Origin of the sequence: Bacillus sp. HMF5848 (genome assembly GCF_003944835.1) — a bacterium.
In the GTDB taxonomy this organism is placed as follows: Bacteria; Bacillota; Bacilli; order Bacillales; family HMF5848; genus HMF5848.
Window position 1 is genome coordinate 1,043,874 of record NZ_RWIV01000001.1, and the last position, 24,450, is coordinate 1,068,323.

General features: G+C 36.1%; 22 protein-coding genes and 1 pseudogene. 15 read left to right on the plus strand and 8 right to left on the minus strand.

Annotated elements, in window-relative coordinates:
• Positions 1-284 precede the first annotated feature (284 nt).
• Positions 285-734, minus strand: coding sequence for an AraC family transcriptional regulator (locus EJF36_RS05065; protein ID WP_125905279.1), 450 nt, complete (start codon positions 732-734; stop codon positions 285-287).
• Between the two features lie 366 nt (positions 735-1,100).
• On the opposite strand from EJF36_RS05065, the gene EJF36_RS05070 reads away from it, so the two are divergent.
• The 7 genes and pseudogenes from EJF36_RS05070 to EJF36_RS05095 all read left to right on the plus strand — a co-directional run bounded on the left by EJF36_RS05070 (position 1,101) and on the right by EJF36_RS05095 (position 5,550).
• Entirely contained in the window at positions 1,101-1,808 is a 708-nt protein-coding gene (locus tag EJF36_RS05070) for a nucleotidyltransferase domain-containing protein (RefSeq protein ID WP_125905280.1), read from the plus strand.
• An 891-nt stretch (positions 1,809-2,699) separates the two neighbouring features.
• Complete coding sequence (locus EJF36_RS05075; protein ID WP_125905281.1) at positions 2,700-3,059, plus strand: hypothetical protein; 360 nt, start codon at positions 2,700-2,702, stop codon at positions 3,057-3,059.
• 53 nt (positions 3,060-3,112) lie between these two features.
• Complete coding sequence (locus tag EJF36_RS05080; protein ID WP_125905282.1) at positions 3,113-3,331, plus strand: DUF7660 family protein; 219 nt, start codon at positions 3,113-3,115, stop codon at positions 3,329-3,331.
• A gap of 100 nt (positions 3,332-3,431) precedes the next feature.
• A complete protein-coding gene (locus tag EJF36_RS05085; RefSeq protein ID WP_125905283.1) occupies positions 3,432-3,860 on the plus strand; it encodes a hypothetical protein in 429 nt (142 codons plus the stop codon).
• A 505-nt stretch (positions 3,861-4,365) separates the two neighbouring features.
• Positions 4,366-4,641 (plus strand): hypothetical protein, encoded by a 276-nt coding sequence (locus EJF36_RS05090; protein WP_260471829.1) that lies wholly within the window; start codon positions 4,366-4,368, stop codon positions 4,639-4,641.
• Positions 4,642-4,692: 51 nt separating this feature from the next.
• A pseudogene (locus tag EJF36_RS22140) lies at positions 4,693-4,794 on the plus strand (VOC family protein); the annotation flags it as partial.
• A gap of 210 nt (positions 4,795-5,004) precedes the next feature.
• Positions 5,005-5,550, plus strand: coding sequence for a GNAT family N-acetyltransferase (locus EJF36_RS05095; protein WP_221760717.1), 546 nt, complete (start codon positions 5,005-5,007; stop codon positions 5,548-5,550).
• A 217-nt stretch (positions 5,551-5,767) separates the two neighbouring features.
• On the opposite strand, the gene EJF36_RS05100 is transcribed toward EJF36_RS05095, so the two are convergent.
• Positions 5,768-6,775: an LCP family protein gene (locus tag EJF36_RS05100; protein WP_125905285.1), complete on the minus strand. Its 1,008-nt coding sequence runs from the start codon at positions 6,773-6,775 to the stop codon at positions 5,768-5,770.
• A gap of 262 nt (positions 6,776-7,037) precedes the next feature.
• Here EJF36_RS05100 and EJF36_RS05105 point away from each other — a divergent pair, with 262 nt between their 5' ends.
• The 6 genes from EJF36_RS05105 to EJF36_RS05130 all read left to right on the plus strand — a co-directional run bounded on the left by EJF36_RS05105 (position 7,038) and on the right by EJF36_RS05130 (position 15,866).
• Positions 7,038-8,312, plus strand: coding sequence for an MFS transporter (locus EJF36_RS05105; RefSeq protein WP_125905286.1), 1,275 nt, complete (start codon positions 7,038-7,040; stop codon positions 8,310-8,312).
• A 266-nt stretch (positions 8,313-8,578) separates the two neighbouring features.
• Positions 8,579-9,586 (plus strand): DoxX family membrane protein, encoded by a 1,008-nt coding sequence (locus EJF36_RS05110; protein ID WP_125905287.1) that lies wholly within the window; start codon positions 8,579-8,581, stop codon positions 9,584-9,586.
• An 87-nt stretch (positions 9,587-9,673) separates the two neighbouring features.
• Entirely contained in the window at positions 9,674-10,693 is a 1,020-nt protein-coding gene (locus EJF36_RS05115) for an HD-GYP domain-containing protein (protein WP_125905288.1), read from the plus strand.
• A gap of 441 nt (positions 10,694-11,134) precedes the next feature.
• A complete protein-coding gene (locus EJF36_RS05120) occupies positions 11,135-12,892 on the plus strand; it encodes an ABC transporter ATP-binding protein (RefSeq protein ID WP_125905289.1) in 1,758 nt (585 codons plus the stop codon).
• Positions 12,889-14,898 (plus strand): ABC transporter ATP-binding protein, encoded by a 2,010-nt coding sequence (locus EJF36_RS05125; protein ID WP_125905290.1) that lies wholly within the window; start codon positions 12,889-12,891, stop codon positions 14,896-14,898. Before EJF36_RS05120 ends, EJF36_RS05125 begins: the two co-directional genes overlap by 4 nt.
• A 209-nt stretch (positions 14,899-15,107) precedes the next feature.
• A complete protein-coding gene (locus EJF36_RS05130; RefSeq protein ID WP_125905291.1) occupies positions 15,108-15,866 on the plus strand; it encodes a hypothetical protein in 759 nt (252 codons plus the stop codon).
• Positions 15,867-15,955: 89 nt separating this feature from the next.
• Here EJF36_RS05130 and EJF36_RS05135 read toward each other — a convergent pair whose 3' ends face one another.
• The 6 genes from EJF36_RS05135 to EJF36_RS05160 all read right to left on the minus strand — a co-directional run bounded on the left by EJF36_RS05135 (position 15,956) and on the right by EJF36_RS05160 (position 21,538).
• The gene (locus tag EJF36_RS05135; protein ID WP_125905292.1) at positions 15,956-16,663 is read right to left on the minus strand and encodes a carbonic anhydrase; all 708 of its coding nucleotides are present in this window, start codon (positions 16,661-16,663) and stop codon (positions 15,956-15,958) included.
• 32 nt (positions 16,664-16,695) lie between these two features.
• Positions 16,696-17,160 carry a YtxH domain-containing protein gene (locus EJF36_RS05140; RefSeq protein ID WP_125905293.1) on the minus strand — a complete coding sequence of 155 codons (465 nt, stop codon included), beginning with the start codon at positions 17,158-17,160 and terminating at the stop codon, positions 16,696-16,698.
• An 11-nt stretch (positions 17,161-17,171) separates the two neighbouring features.
• A complete protein-coding gene (locus tag EJF36_RS05145; protein WP_125905294.1) occupies positions 17,172-17,963 on the minus strand; it encodes a hypothetical protein in 792 nt (263 codons plus the stop codon).
• A gap of 123 nt (positions 17,964-18,086) precedes the next feature.
• A complete protein-coding gene (locus EJF36_RS05150; protein WP_125905295.1) occupies positions 18,087-18,953 on the minus strand; it encodes a Cof-type HAD-IIB family hydrolase in 867 nt (288 codons plus the stop codon).
• A gap of 1,052 nt (positions 18,954-20,005) precedes the next feature.
• On the minus strand, positions 20,006-20,347 hold the full coding sequence (locus EJF36_RS05155; RefSeq protein WP_125905296.1) for a YlbF family regulator: 342 nt from the start codon (positions 20,345-20,347) through the stop codon (positions 20,006-20,008).
• 60 nt (positions 20,348-20,407) lie between these two features.
• Positions 20,408-21,538 (minus strand): DUF445 domain-containing protein, encoded by a 1,131-nt coding sequence (locus EJF36_RS05160; RefSeq protein WP_125905297.1) that lies wholly within the window; start codon positions 21,536-21,538, stop codon positions 20,408-20,410.
• Between the two features lie 386 nt (positions 21,539-21,924).
• Here EJF36_RS05160 and EJF36_RS05165 point away from each other — a divergent pair, with 386 nt between their 5' ends.
• Together EJF36_RS05165 and EJF36_RS05170 are read left to right on the plus strand one after the other, a co-directional pair.
• Positions 21,925-23,361 carry a YheC/YheD family endospore coat-associated protein gene (locus EJF36_RS05165; RefSeq protein WP_185806816.1) on the plus strand — a complete coding sequence of 479 codons (1,437 nt, stop codon included), beginning with the start codon at positions 21,925-21,927 and terminating at the stop codon, positions 23,359-23,361.
• Positions 23,362-23,373: 12 nt separating this feature from the next.
• A complete protein-coding gene (locus EJF36_RS05170; RefSeq protein ID WP_125905299.1) occupies positions 23,374-24,447 on the plus strand; it encodes a YheC/YheD family endospore coat-associated protein in 1,074 nt (357 codons plus the stop codon).
• The last annotated feature ends 3 nt before the right edge of the window (positions 24,448-24,450 follow it).

Below are 24,450 nucleotides of genomic sequence, written 5' to 3' on the forward strand. Positions count from 1 at the left end.
GATCCGTTCAGAGGTGAAGACTTAGAGATAACAAGTCTCCAAATTGGCACATAAACTTATAATAGTTTATGTGCCTTTGTTTTATTGAATAATTGTTTATTAGGTGGCTATTTCCTGTGACAATTTGCCATATCGAGACTGTTTATACAATAGTGTATGAAGAAATATGCATAAATTAACGGTGAGGTTACTTCAACAACTGATCCGTTTCTTTATAGAAAGCAAGTTATTAAAAGACAAGTAGCTATTCTGACTCATTTATTGATTAATACCGTATCAAAATCTTACGGTTTAACAGGAACACATATTTCGCAATAAGGGTTGCTAATCATATCACCTATATATTTTTCTATAATTGGTTTGTTATCCATTATATATCCAATGTTTTGTAGTGATTGAAAAATTTCAGAATATGCTTTTTGAATATCTTCCGCTGTATGTTTAACTTCGAAAATAACATACTTCCCACTAGAAAGTTCCCCTTCAAGAACTGTATCATCCACTTGATAATCAGTTGGAATAACGATACAAGCATCAAATCTACAGTTACCAGGAGGTGTTGTAGCTGGATTATCTTGTGATATTGCAAATAGAATGGCAGATTCAAGAAGATTTTTCTCCTTAGCCCAGCTTTTTAACTTCTCCATTACTTCAATATTGGCAGGTCCATATTGGCCAACTCGTCGCATATAAGCAATACGATGATTTGGAAATGTTTCTACTTTAAATTTCATTGTTTTTTTCGTCTCCTTTTATCTTATTTTGTTTGATACATTCTGAATTTAGCACGCTTTAAAAATATATCCACGTAAATTTTTAAAATTTATTGAATTTATGAAAACGTATTGGTATAACTACTTATTTGACTAAGGGGGAATCTATAACAGGTGAGTAGCTTTTATTTTTATTTCTTTGTGGATGTTTGGAGTTTTTTTAAATAGAAAGGGGGGAGAAGGTGGGATCTTGTTGCTTGCAATGTATAAGGAAGGTTATACAAAAAAATAAGCAAAAACGGTTAAGAGTAATATATCTAGATAGCATAAATTTCTGGGAACATTAATCATTTAGGTGAATATCCTGATTCATGGGAGGTGTTTCCTATGAGGGACTCAATTAAGCGAATAGCTGAACAGTTTATCGTTTCCCATTACCCTGAATCAGATATAGTCTGGATAGGTGGAAGTACTGCTTACGGAAATGTAACAACAGAATCTGATATTGACATCATTATAATTGATGAAACAGAAACACCAAGACTTGAATGTTATCACTTTCTTGGTTGGAAAATAGAGGCGTTTATTTATACGGCTTCATCTCTAGAGTTTCAATTTCATACAGCTAAATATAGAGGAGTACCAACTATCATTAAAATGTGTGCTGAAGGTGTGCTTATAGAAGATAAAAATGGGAATGGGGATAAATACCAACGAGAGGCGAAAATGCTTTATGAGCAAGGGCCACACCTATGGGATGAGGGCAAAATAAACGAAGCAAGGTATTTAATTACAGATTTTTTGTCAGACTTCAGAAGTTCAGAAGACTTTGGAGAAAGTTTATTTATTTTAAATAAGTTGATAGATATGTTAACTGAACTGATTTTAAGAGCAGATGGCAATTGGATTGGTGAAGGAAAGTGGTTTGCTAGAAGCCTTAAATCATATGATAAAGATATATATGAGAAACTAGTTAAATATACAAAAATATACATGAACACAAATGATAAAACTGAACTTATTTCATTCATTCAAACTACACTTGATAATTACGATGGAGAATTGTTTGTTGGTTATAAAAGATCCTTTTTGTAGAAAAAAACTTATTACAAAGAATAGTAATGTTTCATGCTTTATTTAATTATAAGCTCTGTTAAACTTTGTTGTTGATTTTCGCTACATTGCGCTCGCTTTCCGCGGGGTGGCCGTGAGCCTCCTCTGCGCTTTGCGCATGCGGGGTCTCACGCCTGCCACTACATCCCGCAGGAGTCTCGCGCATTTCGCTACTATCAACATTATTCAACAATCAACACTCACCTTTAACAGACATACATGCAAATAAATTGGCACATATATCAATGAAATTAAAGTTATCCACAGTTATTTCAGGGTAGAGCCTAATTATAAAGTAGTCTATCTAAATTAATTTTCGTAACTTGCGAATAATTACACTTACGCGAAAGATGGGCATTTCTTCAAGAAGGAGAAGTGCTTTTTTTATTGAAGTTATTGTATTAACGGAGCAGTTTAGTGAAAGAACCAATAGTAGTTTCTGTGACCTTTTTTAAATATGAACGTCTACTTATTTATAAAAAAATAGGAGTGATAACAAACATGGAAGAATTTTTGGGTAATATTTTGTTTGGCATAAATTTGTTTTACCCTCTGCTGTTTTTATCAATAGGTATTTTTGTTTATGCAGTATTTAAGCGTTCTTGGTTATGGATGTTAACAAGTTGTCTTATTGTTCTCCCAAATGTACTATATTTAAGTTATTTTCCATTTCCACTAAATCTTTCAGTAGTATATGTGGTAATACAGTTGTTCCTGATAATAAGTTTATACTTCAAGAACAAAAAGCGTAAGAGTGTGCTATTCAATTAACGGGGGCGTTTCTGTAAGAAGCAGTGACGCTATTTTATTATCAAATAAACTTTGTGGGATAATAGTACATCAAGGTAATACATCGATAAAAAGGATGATTTTATGGATATAGATTTATTTCCAGAGGAACATGAACTTATTGATATATTTGAGTCAGAACCAACTGAAATTGATGAAGATATGCCTTGGTATTACAACGAATTAAGATTTTATTTAAAAAGAAATGAGAATGTCCTTGAAGCAATAATCAGTCCTGCTATCAGTGATATAAAATTAAGGTGGCATAACCAAAAACATATTCTTGCTTCCCTGCATTTAGAAGATGTTAAAGGAATAAAAATTGAAAAAAAGGATGGAACAGAGTCTTTGTGTATTATGTTTGAGGACTTGCTGGTTAAGGATTTAATAATCACCACTAAGCCTTATATTTCAATTTCATGGGGCACAAATCGAAATGTATGACTCCTCCCTGATTCGTATCCGATTTTTAATAAGGAAATGGGGTTAATCATAATATGAAGACTGAAAGTATTAATAGTAAGGAGGATCTTGTATCCTTTATTGATAAGTTAAAAAATGATTTTGAGACTAATAAAACGGAGTGGGAGAACCTATCCCTTGACGATTACTTGGAAGCAATCAAAGGGTGGGTAGAGGATACTAATTCCTTGCCAAGTAACCCAAACTGGAATACCTTTGCCGAAATTTTAATGGCAGGTAAGTATTATGAGTGAGTTCTTATTGTGTTAACGGTAGCGATTGTGGAACAAGCAGTCGCTTCTTGTGCTTTGAAGTAGAAGAGTTAAGGGTAAATATATTGAAAAGGAGGGGCTTATGCACCCAACAGAAGTAATTGAGTTTATGATTGTTGGTATTGTTATTGCAGTAATCATAATTATTTCATTTATTTTAAAAGATAATTGGAGAAAGTTTGGATTGGTATGCGCCACAGTTATTCTTTTGACATATAGTGTATTTTTTATAGCTCGCCCCTATTGGATTGATGCACAAATTGAGAAAAAAGTTCAAATGTTAGAACCATATTTAGAACAACAGTATCCCAATGAAGAATGGATGATTACAACTGTTCCTCATAGAGAAGATGGTTATAAGCACCTTAATCCCTATTACATTGGGGTTGTTTTCGAAGACGAGCCAGAAGTAACTTATCATTATTGGGTAAAGAAGAATCACATTTACCTGGTCAGTTTTTCGACTAATATAGAAAATTTAGAGGAGTTAAAGTATAAAGAAAGCGAATAAGCTAATGTTTTAACAACATTGTGCGGGTTATCCTTATTCCAATAAGCCCCCTTTAGCACAACAGTAATCTTCTTCAATTAGGCAATATAAAGAAATGATAGATGTATAAAACGATGATATAATAATCGTAAAGAGTAAAAGAGGGAGACTACAGCTGCTTTTCTATACTCTGGTCTAAATAGTAATTAAGATGATATGTGGGTCAAATTAATTAAAAGTGAATATTTAATAGAAATCAACTAACAAACATCATGGCTAAGGATATGTGCTTTGGTGTTATTTTTGTTGGAAAATACTGAAGTTTGTGAAGGGGTACACTTAAACGTAGTGTAGTGCATTATTAAATGAATAAGTAATTTTGAAGTTATTTCTAAATATTGATTGAACCCTCTAGGTTGAAGATGGTGCGATTGCTTAATAAGAAGCAATTGTTTTTTATTAACTAGATGGTCATTGACATGATTTTGTATGGTAAAATATGGTCATGGGAGAAAGGGGTGGTGTTATGAAGATAAAGGAGATGGGTCTATCTGTTGTGTTAAATGCTTTTTTAGGGTATTTATGGATACTATTCGTCGACAACATTGTTAGTGTTGCAAGCACTATAGATAACGCTTTTATTGTCGGTGGGATTATTATAGTCATTGGGACAACATTATTTGGGGAAATTGTTAGGAGGACTACACGATTTGATGAGTATAAATTTACTCATCCAGTAAAATTAATAGGATTTTTATCATTTGGATCAGTGGTTATTATTAATTTAACTATTTTTAATTAACGGTACCTATTTCACGACAAGTAATGATTGGAAGGCTATAAAATGAAAAAACTTTACCCTGATAAACATCCATTTGCAGGGGGAGAAAACTATTATGCAGTGTACTTCGAAGACCCAGATGGGATTAAAGTAGAACTCGTTTCCCTAAAATAGAAGCTATTTATCAGTTAATTCTTCAATTTGTGGGGTAGTTTCTGAATTTACCGAGAATGTTTTTGGAACAACGAGGAACGCTTATTTTGCTATTGAGCCTCTGTACTGAAAGAAGCCATGATAACACAAACAAATATGGATATATATGAGATTACTTTTAAAATGAAAACTTGCACAGTTATCTATTAAAGCAATTGGAGGAATAACAGAATGAGCATGTTACAAACATTGTATTATCGTGATTTATTAGTAGAAGAATGTGACCGAATTTCAGAAATCGACCCAAGCCAGTATATTGAGAAGGTTTGGAGAAACATAGATGGTGAGTATCATCTGATTTCAATCGATTATATGGAAGAAGATTGGCCAGATGGTTATGAGAAATATTGTGATGCATTGAAAGAATCGATTCGAGCGGGTGGTGTAGCAATCGGTGCATTCGATAATAAGCAAAGATTAGTTGGCTTTGTAACATTAAATAGTGGTTTTTTCGGAGAAACAGCAAAGTATGTATTGCTTGATTCAATGTTCGTCTCAAAAGAATTTCGTAACTACGGAATAGGGAAACAGCTATTTCAAAGATGTACTGAAAAGGCAAAGGAATGGGGAGCTGATAAAATTTACATGTGCGCCGCATCGTCACAAGAAACAATTGCGTTTTATCGTTCTCTTGGTTGCGTGGATGCAAAAGAAGTGAACAAACAGCTTTATCAAAGCGACCCACGCGATATCCAGTTGGAATTTGAACTACATTAATTAAAAGGGCGAATAACATAATAGAAAAATGAACTGTCGAGCTAACCGAGTGCATTTCTTCAAGAAGGAGAAGTGCTTTTTTTTGTGGAAGTTAAATCTAAATAAATAGTCGACAAATGTGCTTGCTGCCTAATATCCTATATTAGCGGTTGAATAGTTGCCAAGAAAAAAGCCGAGCATGTTTACTCGGCTTTGTCTGATATATGTGATATTCACGTTATGGGGTGTCTACGCTCATTTCAGTTGTATCATTAAAAAATGCTGAAATTTCTGCGATGTTTTTTTCCTTATCTATTTCGAGAACGGCCCCTGCATGTTCATATGAGGCGTTCCAGAACGAATTATCAACAGGTATACGTAGAGTTTCAATGTCACTATCTGGATTAAGTAAATAATCCGTTCCCAACGACAACATCTTTGTTTGACTCATATTCGTATCAACAAATGGTTGAATTGTTCCTAGTAGTCTTGGCAGTTTAATAACGCCGTTTATGCTAATAATCTCATCTTTTACTTTAGATAGAACAATTTGCTGGCGTCTTACACGACCAAAGTCACCTTCACTGTCGTTTCGGAATCGAGCAAAGTCTAGAAGCTTATCACCATTAAGCTTTTGCACACCTGGATATAAGTCAATGTTAATTGTGCCAGCCCCATCTTGATATTTCATACGTTTTTCAACTTCAATTTCAATTCCTTTAGGTGAAATAGTATCTACTACTTTAGTAAATCCTTTGAAGTCGACGATAGCATAATACTCAATATCAATACCGAAGTTCTCTTTAATCGTTTGGCGTAATAGCTCCGGTCCGCCAAAATAAAAAGCAGTATTGATCTTGTTATCCTTATATCCTGGAATTGATACATATGTATCACGCATGATAGATCCGAGCTTTACTTCGTTTGTTTTACTGTCATATTGCGCAATAATAATTGTATCTGTTCGAGATTTGGTCTCACCGCGAGAATCCACACCTAGTAGTAGCACATTCGTTTTGCTACTGGTTTGCTCTTTTACACCATTAAATTCTTCGGTTTCTTTTTCCGTAGAAGTTTCTTCAGCTACGTTTGGATCTTCCCCTTCTGTAGCATTACGTACACCTGCATTATATTCAAATACTGCGTAAGCAGCACCAGCTAAAAGAAATACAATAATAACTGTTAAAATAGAAACTTTTTTTCTCTTTCGCTGCCTATGTTTGCGTTGCATGCGACTGTTAGCCATCTATTCATCCCCTCAAACCCTCAAAAAATTCAACTGTCATATTACGTCGTATTGTGACAAAACACCTAATTGTAATTGTACCATGTTCTTTGTCATTTTTGCATAATGCAATCATATTTTTCAAAGTTAAGAAAAACGCATCACTCACAAGCCTGTTACTGTATCGGTCTTGAGGATGAGTGCAGATTACGGCAGTAGACGGTCTGCGTTGTCTTTATAAAAAGCTACAATACAAGTAGACGAAGAGCAAAGGAGAATAATTATGAAACAATTCACTAGTATTTTTAAAAACAAAACCTTTACGAAACTATTTTTAGCAACTTTCACGTCACAAATGGGTAACACAATCGGGATGACGGCGTTTATGTTTTATTTATTGGACCGGTTTGGTGACCAACCAGTCTATGCGACTGTCACAGAGTTAATGTATTCTTTACCAACTCTCGCTGTATTCTTTCTTGTAGGTGTTATGGCAGACTTAATGGACCGCCAGAAAATCGCATATTATTGTGATTGGATTAGCGCTTTGCTATCAATCGCATTGTTAGGTGCGATTTTATTAGACTGGATGCCACTTGTATTCGCGCTATTATTTTTGCGCAGTGCAGTTTCAAAATTCTTTTTCCCAGCTGAAACAGCCATTGTGCAAGGTATCTTATCAAAAGATGAATATACTTCATCTGCAGGCTTAAACCAGATGATGATGAGCTTATTTATGCTATTCGGTAGTGCTTTAGGTGCTTCTGTGTATTGGGTGTTTGGTGTAACAGGTGCTGTCTTGATTGATGCGTTAACCTTTATAATCAGTGCTTTACTTATAAAAGCATGTCGTATAGAAGAACACGTACGACTTGCAAATGGGCCGCATGCTTTACGTGATATTAAAGTTGTTCGGATCATGAGTGAGTTTAAAGACGGTTTAACATACATTTTACATCATAAATTGTTAATAGCTTTAATTACTGGGTTTGTTGTTTTCGGAGTTGTCAATGGTGGGTTTTCCGTTATGCCAATATTTATTTTAAAATATAAATTAGCTCCTGAAATGTATGAACAAATGGCTGTAATCACAGGGTTTGTCTTTGGAGCGGCCGTTCTTATAGGAAGTATTTTCGGTTCGTTACTTGCGAAAAAGTGGAAGCTATATCAAATGATGATTGTAGGTCTAGCAGGGTCTGGTAGCTTGATTGTTGCGGCAGCATATGTACAGCATATATGGTTGTACTTTGTACTAATGGCTTGTGTTGGATTAGTGCTGCCGTTAGTGAATATCGCTATCGGTGGCTGGTTGCCAGCTATCGTAGATCCAAAAATGATGGGACGTGTGCAAGGCTGGATCACTCCATTAATGATGTTATCTCAATCTGTTACTTTAGGAGCCATCGCGTTTAGTTTCCCTAGATTTATCGAAGTTGGAGGACTATTTATTGTCGTTGGCTGCTGCTTATTATTAGTTAGTATAATGTATGCTGTTACATTACCAAAATTGGCAGATGCCCAAGAAGTGGTACCGCTAAAAGAGCAGTTAGAAGTTTGAGTAATTAATGTAAACGAAAAGCCTAATTCCACTCTCGGACTTAGGCATTTCGTTTATCCTTATTATGAGTCTGAGTGTGTCATCGTGGGAATAGAGGGCAATTATGAGAAAAACTGTCCCATCGCGCGTGACTCAAACTTCCTGGGAAAAATGTAGCATGCAAAGTACTCTTGTATCTTAATCATTACAATAAGTTTACTATAAAATCAATATTCCTCTCGAATTCTATGCATACTAAGTATCATACTATTTCATGGAGGATGAGTATGAAAATACGTGTACAATATATTTTAATTATGTTTGTGGCAATGCTAATAATGTTATCTCCTATTATCTCGGATGCACATGTGAAGTGGTTTACAGAGGTTACACCAAAAAAGGAGAGCATTGAGCAAATCTTAACTCCACTATTTATGATTATGGCGTTATCCATTGCGGCATTTTTAGCTGTGTTATCACAAATATGGCCGTCACTGGATAATATTCCTTTTTTTCAAAAGCTTGAAGGTCGTTTAGATGGGTATCGTAAATATTCTCGCTATATTTTAAAGTATGGCACGGCGGTAGCATTAATTGTACAAGCTAGTTCAGGTTCAATATTTGCCCCAGAGCTTTTTATCACAAATACAATCGTGAGTATCTTGTTATGGATAACTATTGGATTGTTACTCATTCCTGTTCATTATGCCACGAAAGTAGCGGCCCTCCTTTTACTTGGGTTATTTATATATACCACCAAAGAATTTGGGATATTTTATATGCTTGATTATGGGTTTTACCTCGCCATAATTGGTGTTCTTCTAGTGGGGAAAACAAAGCTAGAGGATTGGGGGTTTCCATTTCTTTATTTAGGTACAGGTCTTTCGCTCTGCTGGGTGGCTGTAGAAAAATGGGTGTATCCTGTCATGAGCGAGAATATTATTATTAATCATCAAGTGCCAACATTCGGATTTGCTCCAACAACGTTTATCGTAATGGCTGCTTTCATAGAGTTTGTTGTTGGCTACTTGCTTGTTGTTGGTATATTAAATCGTTTGCTAGCTTTTGTGTTAACTCTTATTTTTATCTCCACTACGATGCTGTTTGGTACAACAGAAATTATAGGACACCTCATGATTCATATAGTACTCATTATTTTTATCATTGAAGGGGTGTCATTTTACGATCCACCAATTCGCCGTCACGACACGCGAATAGACCAAATGATATTTGTATTTCTTAATTTTATATTTACGCTCTCAACGTTTATTTTAATTTACTATCGCTTTGCGTAGAGACCTCGTCGGAAAACTAAGGCTAGCTATTCATTTTAATCGTTCGTATACTAAGGTAAAGTGCTTGTTTTTTAAGGAGTTACTAATATGAGGTATTGCTTAGTTGATAACATCGAACAAGGTGAAAAGCTAGCTAGGCCAATCTTCACAAGTGATGGACGTGTTTTACTAGGTGAGGGAGTTCTTCTTACGGTTGGGTTAATTGCTCGACTTCATCGCATGGGAGTACAGGCCGTATATATTCAGGATGATAGATACAAGGATATTTCTGTCGAAGAAATAGTATCAGAAGAAACACGACGTGAAACAGTGTCTCGACTGAGTGAATCCTTTCAATATATTCAGGATGATACAAAAGGCTTTCAACTTAAAACTGTTAGTAAGCAAGCGAGTTCTATTGTAGATGAGATTATGCTTAATAAGGACGTGCTTGTGAATTTATCGGATATTCGTACAAAGGATAATTGTGTGTATTATCATTCTGTTACCGTCTGTATAATGGCAATTGTTATTGGTATTAAGCTTGGGTTAGATCGAGGGAAGTTAAGAGATTTAGCTATTGGTGCCCTGTTCCATGACATAGGCAAAACATTGATGGGTTCAAATGATCATACGTGGAAAGGGTTCAATGCTATCAGGCAAAATCCAGAATTTAGTAGACTATCAGCTGTTGTAGCACTACAGCATCATGAAAATATTGATGGAAGTGGATACCCACGTCAAATTAGAGGGGAAGAAATACATATATTCTCTAAAATAGTCGCTGTCGTTAACTATTATGACAATCTTGTATCTCCGAGAGAAGAAACAAAAGGACTGTATCCTTATGAAGCTTGTGAGCGTGTCATGGCATTAACAAATAAAATGTTTGAGCATGAGATTGTCTGGACATTCCTGAGGTCTATTGCTTTTTACCCGACGGGATGCCAAGTTAAACTTACAACAGGAGAAACAGGGATGGTGTATGCACAAAACCATGGTTTGCCACAAAGACCAGTGATTCGTGTGTTTAAGAGTGTTGGAAAAGAAGCAGATGATTACGAGACAAAAGAAGTCGATTTAGCAAAGGAAACTACTATTTTTATAAAAGAAATTATTGCCAAATGACAAAAATAGCCCGTTGACAGTAAGTGTTAGAAAGTGGTAATCTAACTAAGAATTATCAAATACTAATTGTAAAGGAGGGTTACAAGATGGAAATGATTGCTATGGTTATTACTAAACAATTTCATATAATATCTCGTAACCACTCCTGTTTGATTCGTTCTTAGGACTGGTTGCGTTCATACGCTCCGTTATGTCTTTTTGATTTTATCTGAATTTTTTATTGTATTCATGTATGCGTATGTCATTTTATAGACATGCGCATTTTTTGTTTTTTATCGGGAGTATGGCAGGCTACGCTTGTCTTTCCATATATAAAATAAAGAAAAGGAGTTGTGTAGTATGAGCATGTTGTTTACTACAGAAAGAAAACTATTAAATGAAGGATCGCTAGACGGTACCTAGCCTTGTCAGCGTGAGAAGAAAGCAAGGGAGTGACGGATTATGTTTGAAGTTTTAGGTAAATTAAGTTGGTTTTTTAAAGAGCATTGGAAAAAGTATGTCATTGCTATCTCATTATTAGCATTTGGCGGAATCTTAGAAATGTTCCCCCCACGCTTGGTGGGGCAGGCGATTGATTACATTAATACAGGAAACTTAACGTCTGCTGTTATGGTGCAATTAGCTGTTTCACTTGTAGTATTGACGGTATTGACGTATGTTGTGAATTTTGTCTGGATTCGTAATCTATTCGGTGCGTCATTTGTATTAGAACGAACGTTACGTTCGAAGTTTATGGCTCATCTTATTAAAATGACACCTACCTTTTATCAAAAAAATCGTACAGGTGATTTGATGGCTCGTGCAACAAACGATTTGCGAGCAGTCGGTCAAACAGCTGGATTCGGAATATTAACACTAGTTGATTCAAGTATGTTTTTACTTGTTATCGTAATAGCAATGGCAGCGACGATTAGTTGGCAGCTAACGCTGGCCGCCATTCTTCCGATGCCGATACTTGCCATCCTTGTTCATAAGTACGGCAAGATGTTACATGAAAGATTTACAGTGGCGCAGGATGCATTTGGTGATGTGAATGATTATGTACTCGAATCAATTGCAGGTGTTCGTGTCAATCGTGCTTATGTACAAGAGAAAGCAGATGAGGCACGCTTCCACGAAATGACCGAGGATGTATATGATAAAAATGAAAAAGTAGTGCGCATTGATGCGTTGTTCGAGCCTACTGTTAAAATTCTCGTAGGTTTGAGCTATGTAATAGGTCTTGGATACGGTGCTTATCTTGTATTTAACCAGACCATTACACTTGGTGAATTAGTTACATTCAATGTGTATCTTGGAATGTTAATATGGCCGATGTTTGCCATTGGAGAACTCATCAATGTCATGGAGCGTGGAAATGCGTCCCTTGATCGTGTTAATGAAACATTGAGCTATAAACCCGATGTAGAAAATCATGTTGAACCGCTTCATGTAGAAGTACCAGATTCAATAGAATACAAGCATGTGACGTTCCGCTATCCAAGCTCAGAGGTTGAAAATCTGCATGATGTATCTATGTCCCTCCATCGAGGGCAAACATTAGGGATTGTAGGAAAAACAGGTGCTGGGAAAACAACATTTGTGAAGCAGCTGTTACGTGAATTTCCAACTGGTAAAGGGGACATTCGTATTGCAGGTACACCGATTGAAAGAATTCCTCTTGAACAATTGCAGGGCTGGATTGGGTATGTGCCACAGGATCATGTATTATTTTCCAGAACCGTAAAAGAAAACATTCGTTTTGGTAAAAAAGATGCGACTGAGCATGAATTAAATAAGGCAATAGACTTAGCCGATTTCAGAAAAGACCTTGAGAATTTACCTGAAGGGTTAGCAACGATAGTAGGAGAAAAAGGCGTATCATTATCTGGCGGTCAAAAACAGCGTATTTCGATTGCAAGAGCGCTATTAGTTAATCCGGAAATATTAATTCTTGATGATTCTTTATCCGCGGTTGATGCGAAGACAGAGCATAAAATTATTGAAAATATTCGTAAAGAACGAAGTGATAAAACAACCATTATTACAACACACCGTTTGAGTGCTGTCGAGCATGCGGATTGGATTATAGTTCTTGAGGATGGCCGTATAATTGAGGAAGGTACACATCCTGTTCTGTTAGCAAAGAATGGTTGGTACAAAGAGCAGTATATCCGGCAGCAGGTAGAAGCTATTGAAGAAAGTGGGGTGCTGTTATGAAAGTAGGAAAAAGATTATTTCAATATGCACTCCATTTTAAAAAGCGAATTTTGTTTGCGTTAGTTATGCTAACAGTTGCTGTATTAGCAGACTTATCAGGTCCGTTCATTGCAAAGCAAATCATTGATAATAATGTAATGGGGATTGAAAAAGCTTGGTATGAAACGAGTGAAATTGAAGGTTCAGTTTTATATAAGGGAAATTGGTATACAAGAGAGGACCGTTTGCCAGAGGGTGTTGAGAAAGGCGGAGAAGTGCGTATCCTTCAAGTTGAAAGAGCGTATTACTTTATAGAAGGTGACATTCCTATTGATGGACAACGCTCTATTAATGACGGGACTGTTACAATAAAAAAAGGTGATACGGTCTCAAGCTATGAGGCGACAAAGCTTACTCGTGACGAATTAATGAGCTTCTATCGCCCAGAATTAAAACCAATTCTAACATGGTTACTAATCTATCTATCATTAGTAGTAGCGGCAACATTTTTCACGTATGGACAACGATACTATTTACAAACGGCAGCCAACCGCATTATTCAAAAAATGCGTGAGGATGTGTTTGCTAATATACAACGGCTACCAATTCGTTATTTCGATAATCGTCCAGCCGGAAAAATTGTCTCCCGCGTAACGAATGATACAGAAGCAATTCGAGAGCTATACGTGACAGTACTAGCTCAATTCGTAACAAGTATTATCTATATTATTGGGATATATATAGCTCTATTTTTATTAGAAGTCCGTTTAGCACTAGTATGTATGATTATGGTGCCAATATTATTTGTTTGGATTCACCTGTATCGTAAAATTGCATCAAAATACAATCACGTAGTACGTGCTCGCCTAAGTGATATTAACGGCATGATCAATGAATCAATTCAAGGTATGAATATTATTCAAGCATTCCGTCGTCAGCACGAAACAAAAAATGAATTCGAGGAATTAAATAAAGAGCATTTTACGTTCCAAAACAAAATTTTAACACTTAATTCCTTAACCTCTCATAATCTTGTTTGGGTGTTTCGTAACCTAGCGTTCGTGGCGGTAATTTGGTATTTTGGTGGAGCAAGCTTAACAGCTAGTGGTGCTGTTTCATTAGGTGTGTTGTATGCGTTTGTTGATTATTTAAACAGATTGTTCCATCCCATTAACGGTATTGTGAATCAGCTCGCAAACTTAGAACAAGCTCGTGTAGCGGGTGAGCGTGTATTCCAGCTACTAGATGAGGTGGGAGAAGACGTATCGACAGAGCAAGTACCTCGCTATAAAGGGAATGTAACGTTTGAACATGTTCATTTCGGCTATAAGGAAAACGAATACGTTTTAAAGGATATTACGTTTGAAGCGAAGCAAGGGCAAACAATTGCGCTTGTGGGCCATACAGGCTCAGGGAAAAGCTCAATTATGAATTTGCTGTTCCGCTTTTACGATATTCAAGAAGGTCGCATTTTAATTGATGGCAAAGATGTTCAGTCTATGTCGCGTCAAGCCTTGCGTAAGCATATGGGAATTGTACTGCAAGATCCCTTCTTGTTTACAGGTTCTGTAGCAACAAATGTAAGCTTACATGACCCTTCTATTACGCGTGAGAAAATTGAAAAAGCACTTCGTGATGTCGGAGCCGAACAACTGTTGAAGAATTTACCAAACGGGTATGATGAGGAAGTAATCGAAAAGGGAAGCACACTTTCATCAGGACAGCGTCAACTTATTTCCTTTGCCCGCGCACTAGCATTTGACCCAGCTATTTTAATTTTAGATGAAGCAACAGCGAGCATTGATACAGAAACAGAAGCACTCATTCAAGATGCACTAGAAGTACTGAAAAAAGGACGTACAACGTTTATCATCGCTCACCGCTTATCTACTATTAAAAATGCGGATTTGATTTTAGTTTTAGAAAAAGGAGTAATCGTTGAACGAGGCTCTCATGATGAACTTATGGCCCGTGGTGGGAAGTACTATCAAATGTACGAATTGCAGCAAGGAAAAAAATTAGCATAGTAATGGAGAAGTAGCATGATAATTCCAAGTGAATTGTCATGCTATTATTTTTGGATAATTTTTCTTGTACACAAAAATAGTTGAAACGTGTAATGTTTTAAAAGGTGGCTTTTAATTGGCTAAAGACTAATACATAAGGGAAAATCATAAGCCATTTTCAAAAGGTTGCTGAATTCATATTAATAAAAAGACATACGGGGGAAAGTTTGATGAAGCAACAGACAACAATGATGTTGGCTATTCTACTATCGTTTTTATTAGTAGGTTGTAGTAATGGCACTCAAAGTAAGCAAGAAGAGAAAGTTGACGCGACACTTGATGCAACAGAAAAACAAGATGCCATTAAACAAGTAGAGGAACCACAAGTGTTAAAAGACGACGAATTATTAGTTATTATTGATGGAGAAGAACAAATCGTAACCGCTAAATCAGAATTGACCGCTTTTGCAACAACGATAAAGGTTGTAGGAGATCCGAAGAAAGAAAATACATATGGTGATAGATATACAATATTCGAATGGCCAGAAGAATCTCCGTATCATGTTCTTCAGTTTGGTCTGTATGAAAATAAATACGATCGAAGCTCACTAGAGATTGACATGGACAAGAAAATTAAAATGAGATTTTTAGAAAATATGACGTACTCTTACAACGGTAAAGGTGGACCGGATGAAAATACGTTTGTAGAAGAAGTTAATTTACATGAAATAGGACTAGAAGATACCTTTTCCTATGGCTTTAAAGCTGAAACAGTTATAGGAGACACTCACTTTGTAAAGGCGTTAGGACTCTTTAAAGAAACGGATTTTGGTAAACCTATGGTTGAATACCGTTTTTACACTGTTAAGCCAAAAGAAAAAAAGGAATACAGTGTGATGTTTAAATATTTAAAGGAAAAAGAAACACCTGAATTTACTGCTGCAATGTTTGCTATGCTAAAAAGTCATTCTGTAAAGGTTGATAATTAAAAAAGTAAACATAATAGCCCTTACCATATGGTTGGGGCTTTTTTTATTTTAAAAATCCATCCATAAAAAAAGAAGTGATTAGGGGCATGTTAAGGAAGTTGCCTTTGAATTGGCCGATTGTTTTGCGGGAATATGCCTCTATAATAATCTAGCTGTTTAGTTGATAATTGCAATGGTTCTTCAAATACATACCACTTTACGTTTTCGGTACATGGAGGTGTTGTTAAGGAACCGACATATGCAATGTTGTTTAAATGCTCGGGAAAAAAATCGTTAATTTTTAACACGACAATACCCGTTTTTTCGTTGCTTTCCCAAATTTTTTTTAAAAGTCGATGACTATCCCCTAAAGTAAAGAAAATAGAGAGTATAGCATATTCTTTTTCGCTATTTTGATGAATAAAGTGAGCTTCCATTGGGTGAAAGTTTCCATTAATGGTATGTTCACTAGGGGCATTAAAGTGAATTTGCTTTAAAAAATATTTGCTATCATCTATTAATACATAATTAAAATGCTCATCAGATGAAATACCCACTTCAAATGTATAATCACGTCTTTGAATATTGTAATAGCTAGGTATGTAGTGATAGGTAAAAGGGAGTGATGGTGAAAATGTTGGATTGTTAAAATTAACAGGTGATTGCTTATGCCCTTCAGCGCATAGGGTATAGGCTGGTTTGATTTGGCTCCAATACTCAGGACCTGTTTCACCTGAATATGACCAATCTTTTTTGGCAATAGCACTTTTAGAGAAACAAATACATAATATAATAGTTATGAGTACCTTCCGATACATGACTCAACACTCCTCATGTCGTAAATATTCGCCTATTTCAGCGGTTCATGTAATCCAACTCCAACAGCATAATGATCCCAAAAAATCTCCTCAATCTTTGTTTTATTTGATTGATTACAATGAACCATTACAATGACTTCTCCGTTCTTCGTATCAGAACGAAGTGCTTTTTCATGCTTTTTTTTAAATAAAATACCGACTAGTGTACCTATCACACCACCAAAAATTAATCCTATCAGTGCCCAAATGATAGGACCCCACGTTAATATAAAACCATAAATAGCTCCAAGAAGCATAAAGACAACACCAAAGCTTGTAGTTAAATCAAATAAGCTTTTGCCATCTGTTTGGTGTAAAGAATCAAATAAAACAGTTTTCCCAACTCGCTTATCTAAAGGGACAACAAGTATATGTGATTTAGCAATATTGTTTCTCTCGAGTTCGGCAAGAGCTAATTCTAATGAGTTGGAATATTTAAACGAAGCAAATATATACATGTTTTACTCCTTTATATGGGGTGTTTTGTAGTGAAATTTTGATAAGTAGCTTTCAAAAAACGAGATTGTTCGATTTTGAACATTTTGTTGTTTTCCACGGTGTTAACGTAAGCGTCATACATCATAAATAAATACCCGGAAGGTATATATAGGAACCACTGTGGCTGTATGATTTGTTTTGTTTTTTCGAATTCTCCTAAGAAAGCATAATGAAAGCCTTCCAGTAAATTTGCTTGTGTAGCAATAATGACAAAAACAATTAATGTGAAAAATGCAACAGGGATCCGTCTGTTATAAATGTGACCCACACCAGGAACTAGCAACGTCCAAAATACAGAAATCCATGGTGTTCGTAATTCTAAGAAATTTAGCTCGATAGGAGATAAGTAAAACGGGACGGTATCATGATGAGATTGGCGATATGCTAGAGTATATAACTGATTGATTTTTACTGTTCGTTGATAACAATCCCATATAGCAAAGATGTACATGCCTATGTAAAATAAAAACCACTTAATATTAATAACGTCTTTTGCTGTCTCAAACTCACCATGCATAGAATAGAGAATTGCTGTATTGAGTTGACTCATGTTGTTTATAAAAATCTCCCAAATAATTAACGTAAACCCAATGAAGTAGCTGTTAATAAGTAAGTGACCAAACCCCGGAAATGCCATGGACCACCACGCAACCATCCAAGGATTCTTTATATGAATATGATTAGAAGTTATTGAATTAAGACTGTATAAGTAACGTCTTGCTCTTTGCTTGTTCATTTGTGGGTTAAATTTTGTTAGATCCATGATGCACCTTCTAATGATTTTACTTTTATCATGCTACAAAAGCCTTATAATAATTCTTTGTAATGGGATTTAAACAGTAAAAAGGAGAACGCCGTATATTCTGCGTTCTCCTTTTACAATATATTAGTCTACTTTTATTTTATTTAAAAACTCGAAGCGTTGCTGCTTTCTAAAATGTTCTCGAATCATATAGGCAACACCGAGTTGGTTGTTTGAACGGGTAATCCAATCTGCGGCTTTCTTAACATCTGGTTTTGCTTGCCCCATAGCAACACCAAGCCCTGCTGCTTCTAACATTGGAATATCATCGCTCTCGTCTCCAATAACGACCATTTTATTTACTTCAATATTAAGATGTTTACCAAGTGCTTTTAAACCACCTAGCTTAGAAACGCCTCTTGGAACAATAACAAAGGCATTATGCGTTTCCTTAGTAATTACATCAACCTCAGGGAAAGCATTAGCTATCGCAGTCATAGCATGCTCTCGTTCTTGCTTATCAGAAAAATACACTTCTAATTTCGGTGCTTCCACTGGTTTATCACGCAGACTATCTCCTAATGAATCTACAAATTGTAACGGATAAAACAAAGGGTCACCAGAGCTTAAAACAACTTTCCCTAATAAGCTTCCTGGAAGTCTTTTCTTATTACTTATGGAGAAGCGTTCGTGCTGTATGCGAATGTTACATTCAAACGTCTCAAGAACTTGAACGATATTAAATGTCATTTCTTCCGATAATCGCTTAACTTGAAGTGGCTCATCAATGCTGTCTCCAATAAATGCCCCATCATGAGTAACTAGATGGGATTCAAGTTTTAACGCTTTGGCGACTTTTTTTGCTGATAAAAAACTTCGACCTGTCACTAATGTAACGTATACTTCCTTTGATAAAGCAAAGTCAATCGCTTCTTTCGTATCTCGCTGTAATCTTCCATTTGGCTTCAATAGTGTCCCGTCAATATTAATAGCTAGTAGTTTATACAACATAAGGGATCCCCCTAATCAAGTTTTTTACGACAATAAAGTCTCTTTTTTAATCTGTATGAGCCGAGCTATATATATAGAACATCTGTCATAAAAATATAAGGTTTTACATAGCAATCACGTAGCCTATTTGCTTAACTTAGTCACATCCTTAAACATCAATAAATTCTCTAAGACATGTTTAATAAGACTCAAGTGAATGGGGGAAATACTCGGATAAGCAACGTAGTTTGTTAAGGGAAAGAAGGTAAATGTGGGAAGGGTGAACAGATAATTGAATTGATTGTTTTAGTGTCAGGTGATTTAATGTGATTTTATCCGCGTTATTCAAGAATTCCGCATGCGTTTTCAAGAGTTTTCACCCGTTTTTCAAGAATTCCGCGCGCGTTTTCAAGAGATTTCATCCGTTTTTCAAGAATTCTACGCTTTTTCAAGAATTTATCCGCGTTATTCAAGAATTTCGCGTGCGTTTTCAAGAGTTTTCACCCGTTTTTCAAGAATTCTACGATTTTTCAAGAATTTATCCGCGTTATTCAAGAATTCCGCACGCTTTTTCAAGAGATTTCACTCGTTATTCAAGAATTCTACGCTTTTTTCAAGAATTTATCCTCGTTATTCAAGAATTCTACGCGCGTTTTCAAGAGTTTTCACCCGTTTTTCAAGAATTCTACGATTTTTCAAGAATTTATCCGCGTTATTCAAGAATTCCGCGTGCGTATTCAAGAGTTTTCCCCCGTTATTCAAGAATTCTACGATTTTTCAAGAATTTATTCGCGTTATTCAAGAATTCCGCGCGCGTATTCAAGAGTTTCCCCCCTTTTTTCAAGAATTTCCCGAAAAAGAAGTCGGTAATGTAGGTGTTGTAACATTAGGAAAGCCAAGTGGCTCAAGCATCTTAGTATGCTAAAAGAGGAGTTGCTTTATTTGGCAGTCTCGTGCACTTCAGTGAGAAGGTTGCCTATCAATATCAAAAAGACTGTCAAAGTTGGCTGGATACCTGTATCAAACAAAAAAACGAGCTAAAGGTTCTAGCCCTAGCTCGCTTTCTGTGTGTATTATTTATAAAGATCTTCAAGTGGCTTCATCATAATACGACTTACTTCTGTGAAAATCATGTTCATACGTTGTTCAGCTTCCATAAGCTTCGCAATTTTTTCATTTTGCTGTGCCTGCATAGCAAGACCTTGAATTTGTTGTACTTCTTGTTCTGTTACTTCTTGACCGGCCATTTGCTTTTGTTGTAGGTCTACTTGAATTGAGCGGAACTGTTCAAATAATTGATGTGACTCTGGATCCTGCTGCATGCTTTCATAAGCATTTGCTACGGCTTTAAATTCATCACTCTCACGAATACCTTTTTCAAGTTCATATGCAACGTCATGTAGATTTACTGACATAAAATAATACCTCCTAAAAATTTGTTATATTAACTATAGAACAAAACTTGATAAATATGACTATCCAAGCAACATAACTATGACACCTTGAACGAATCCAATGAGACCTCCTAGAAGAGCTCCAAGCCATGTGATCATTTTGAATTCTCTACGAGAAATGGATAGAACCATATCCTCTAATCTCGACACACTAAAAGATTCGACTTGCTGCTTCACAATGTCTGCTAAGTGTAATCGTTCCATCATTCGTTCAATACGGGTGGCTAATAGCTCACTCATGTTGTCGAAAATACTAGGAAGCCAATTATTTATAATTGATTGTCTATAAGATAATAATAATTTCCCAATAGGTTTGTTTAGTGTTTTCTCAACCTTTAAAAAGGTAAGTGTTTGCTTTTGTAATTCTGCTGAGATTTTACCAGTACCAACTTGCTCGTCAATGTCTTTAAAGGTTAATGTTTTTAACTTATTCCATTCACCTTGAATAAGCTGGGCAAGAGCTTCTCGTGTCCGAGGGTTATGTAAAAATTTAGAAAGCTCTGGTAATATCTTCTCCGTTAATCCATTTTGACCTAAAAACATCTGTACCATATTACCAAGCATGCCACGATTTTCAAAAAATTCATCAATCATAGATGCAAGCTTTCGTTTACCCTCTTCAGTTTGAAAAAATTCTATTCCTTTATCAGCTAAGTAATCTGCAAGCTTTCTAGGCTGTTCATCGAGTTTTTCTAAGATTTTCGGAGATAGAATTTGTTCGATAGGCGTTTCGCCTTGTACTAGTGTATCATACTTTGCTGCTACCCAACCGGCTATTTTATCTTCTAGGGATTGAGTTAGATTAGTAGCCCCCATTTTTGCAGCTATACTTGCTATTGTTCGGTCTGAATCTAAATATCTTTCTATCTCTTCAGTAGCCCATCGCAAGATATCCTCTTTAAAGCTAGGCTCCTGTAGTTTTCTGCGCAATCCTTCAGGTGTTAAAAGATGTTCGACAACCATTTTCCCCATTTGATGAGCAAGCTCGTCACGACGCTTCGGTATGAGCCCGGGTGTGAATGGCAATCTAACTCCAAATATAAAAATTGGATTGTGGGGGCGGAAAAGCATCTTAATTGCTAAAGAATTTGTAAACCCTCCTATGACTGCTCCCACAATCATCATCCCAATAATTAAAAAAGTTGCTTCCATAATAATCCTCCAATAAATCAAATGTTTCACAGTTTATATTGTTTCTACATACGATACGATATCAGACATTCGCCTATATATAAATGATTATTTAGCTTTTCTTTTGTTCAGCTCTTCCGCCTAGGCGCTCGCGATGCTTCAGAAAAGTCGATGAAGTAAAAAAACGACTTCATCACTTTTCCTCCAGCCGTGTCGCGCCTGAGCAGTCGGCTCCGCTTATCTTTTGTCTAGCTTCAGCGCTTAGGCCCTCGAGGTCTTAAGCCGACCACCTTCGGAGGGCAGGCCCTTCCTGCGGAGGCCGTCTTAAGCTAGTCGGGCCTGAGCAAAGCGCTTCCGCTTTTCTTATTATAGTGTTTGTTTAGTTTGCCAGCAAATGAGGGATGTATATGATGGATGATTCGCTAGTTGTAATTGTTAAAAGAGAACAAAGTGAACAAAAAGAATTTTTAGCAGTTTTATCTTCAAAAAAAGAAAAAAGTGAAGAAATGTTTCTTTCAAGTATTTCGCAACGCTTTACCTCAATAAGGTTAGATACTGATATTTGTAACAAGTTATCTATTCCAACAGCTGAACCTGTAACATTGACATTTGGTAGAAATAACATACCTGTTCGGGTGATGCCAATTCAGGAAACAGATGAGCTAGTGTTACCGTTACACGTGAGTGAACAGCTTTGCTTGCCAGATTGGGATTGTAATCTAGCTGTTTCGTATGATGAAGACAGTAAAACTCTAATGATTGGGCCAGTAATAGGACTTGTTACAGAATTAAGAGAGACACATAATAATGTCAATTTCGGTAATATTCATGACTTTTGTAATGAGCTTGATAGCTATTGTAAGCGGCATGGCTATTACTTCTTTGTTTGTCAGCTTAGTATGTATCACAAAGATGCGATTGAAGGGTATGTTAAGCATGATGATGCTTGGGTAAAAACAACTGTGCCCCATCCAGATGTAATACACAATCGAATTCATTCACGAAAACGCGAGCAATCACCGATATATCAGGCGTTTTTATCCTGCCTTCAAGAACAACATATCCCAATATTTAATGATCGTTTTTTACACAAATGGGAAGTTCACGATATTCTCCAAAAACATGAATATTTACATCCTTACCTGCCTGAAACGTACCTATTGAATGACAAGCAAACTCTAGAAAATATGCTACAGCGACATCAATGCTTGTTTTTAAAACCAGTACATGGTAGCCAAGGACAGCGTATATACCGAGTTATGCTTGATGATGAAAAAATTTATATGCATGAGTCGGCTATGCCTCAGGTTGGGGAGTCTCAATCGTTTGATACCGTGAATTCTTTATTTTACACGTTAAAGGCACGAATTTCAAAGACTGCGTATATTGTGCAGGCTTGTGTACCTCTTCTTGAAGTTGATGATAGACCACTAGATTTTCGACTTTTATGCCATAAGGACTCATATAATCAATGGAGAGTCTCATCTTATGTCGCCCGAGTATCTGCAAAAGGTACATTTGTCTCTAACTTAGCCCAAGGAGGCGACCGCCACAAAATCTTAGAAGTACTTCAACCACATTTTGATAAAAATACAAGTTTACATGTAAAAAAATTAATGACAGAGCTCGCAATTGAAGTTGCTTCTATTATTGCAATAGAGGCAGGCGGTCATTTTGCCGAACTTGGCGTTGATATAGCACTGGATCCTTCTGGCAAGCCTTGGTTACTTGAAATAAATACAAAGCCATCAAAGCATGAAGAATCTAGCAAAAACAATTTTATAAGGCCATCTGCTAAAGCAGTTATAGACCATTGTATATATTTAGCTAAACCAACTAAGTAAGGAGCGTGCAAGATGATTTTTTTAGGTATCACAACGGTTTATCCTCACCAGGAGCGGGGGTATATTACTGAGTTGGCAAAGCGCGCTGAGAGGTATAACATCCAAGTCTGTCGCTTCTGTCCGAGTAATATTCACCCAGTTTCTGAATTGGTTGAAGGTTATATGTTCGATTCACAATCACAAGAATGGAAACAAGCAACATTTTCTCTACCACCCTTTATATATGATCGCTGCTTTTATGATAAAAGTGAACGGAGCCGCAAAACCGTCCCTATCGTAGATTGGCTTAAAAAACGAAAGGATATAAAGTTTCTAGGGAAAGGGCTACCAAATAAATGGGATATTTATAAAGTTATCATTGAAAATTATAAATTAGCTCCATATGTGCCAGAAACAAAGCAATATACAACAGCTTCTAATTTTATAAAAGACCTTAGACAGCAAAAACAATTGATATTAAAGCCAGTAGTTGGCTCACAAGGAAATGGCGTTATTAAGGTTATATACGATTCATTAATAAGAATAGTTACAAATTCGAAGAAAAAACAGCGTATTGAGCAGACGTTTCCAACAAAGCAGCAATTTGAAATATGGTTAGAAAAATTAACAAACAAAATAGAGTATTTGTATCAGCCATATTTGACGCTACATGACTCTTTAAGTCGACCTTTTGATATTCGAGTATTATTACAGAAGGATGAAAGTGGTCTATGGCAGGAAAAAGGACGCGGTATTAGGATAGGTGCGGAGAATCAAATAATATCAAATCTTTCTGGTGGTGCCGACGCTTTACCATTCGATAAATTATATAATCTGTGTCCACAAATGAATGAGATTTTATTAGAAGATGACATTCACACAATTATTGAACAACTCCCCATTACACTTGAGCAACATTTTTCTTCCTTGTTTGAGCTAGGGGTTGATATTGGTATTGATCAAGACGGAAGGATGTGGATTCTTGATACAAATTCAAAGCCTGGTCGGAAAGTACTTTTACAGACTAAACCAACTATGGCTGAAGAATTATATGAAGCTCCTTTAAAATATTGCCTGTTTTTAGCAGCTACTAACAAAGTTAAATAAAAA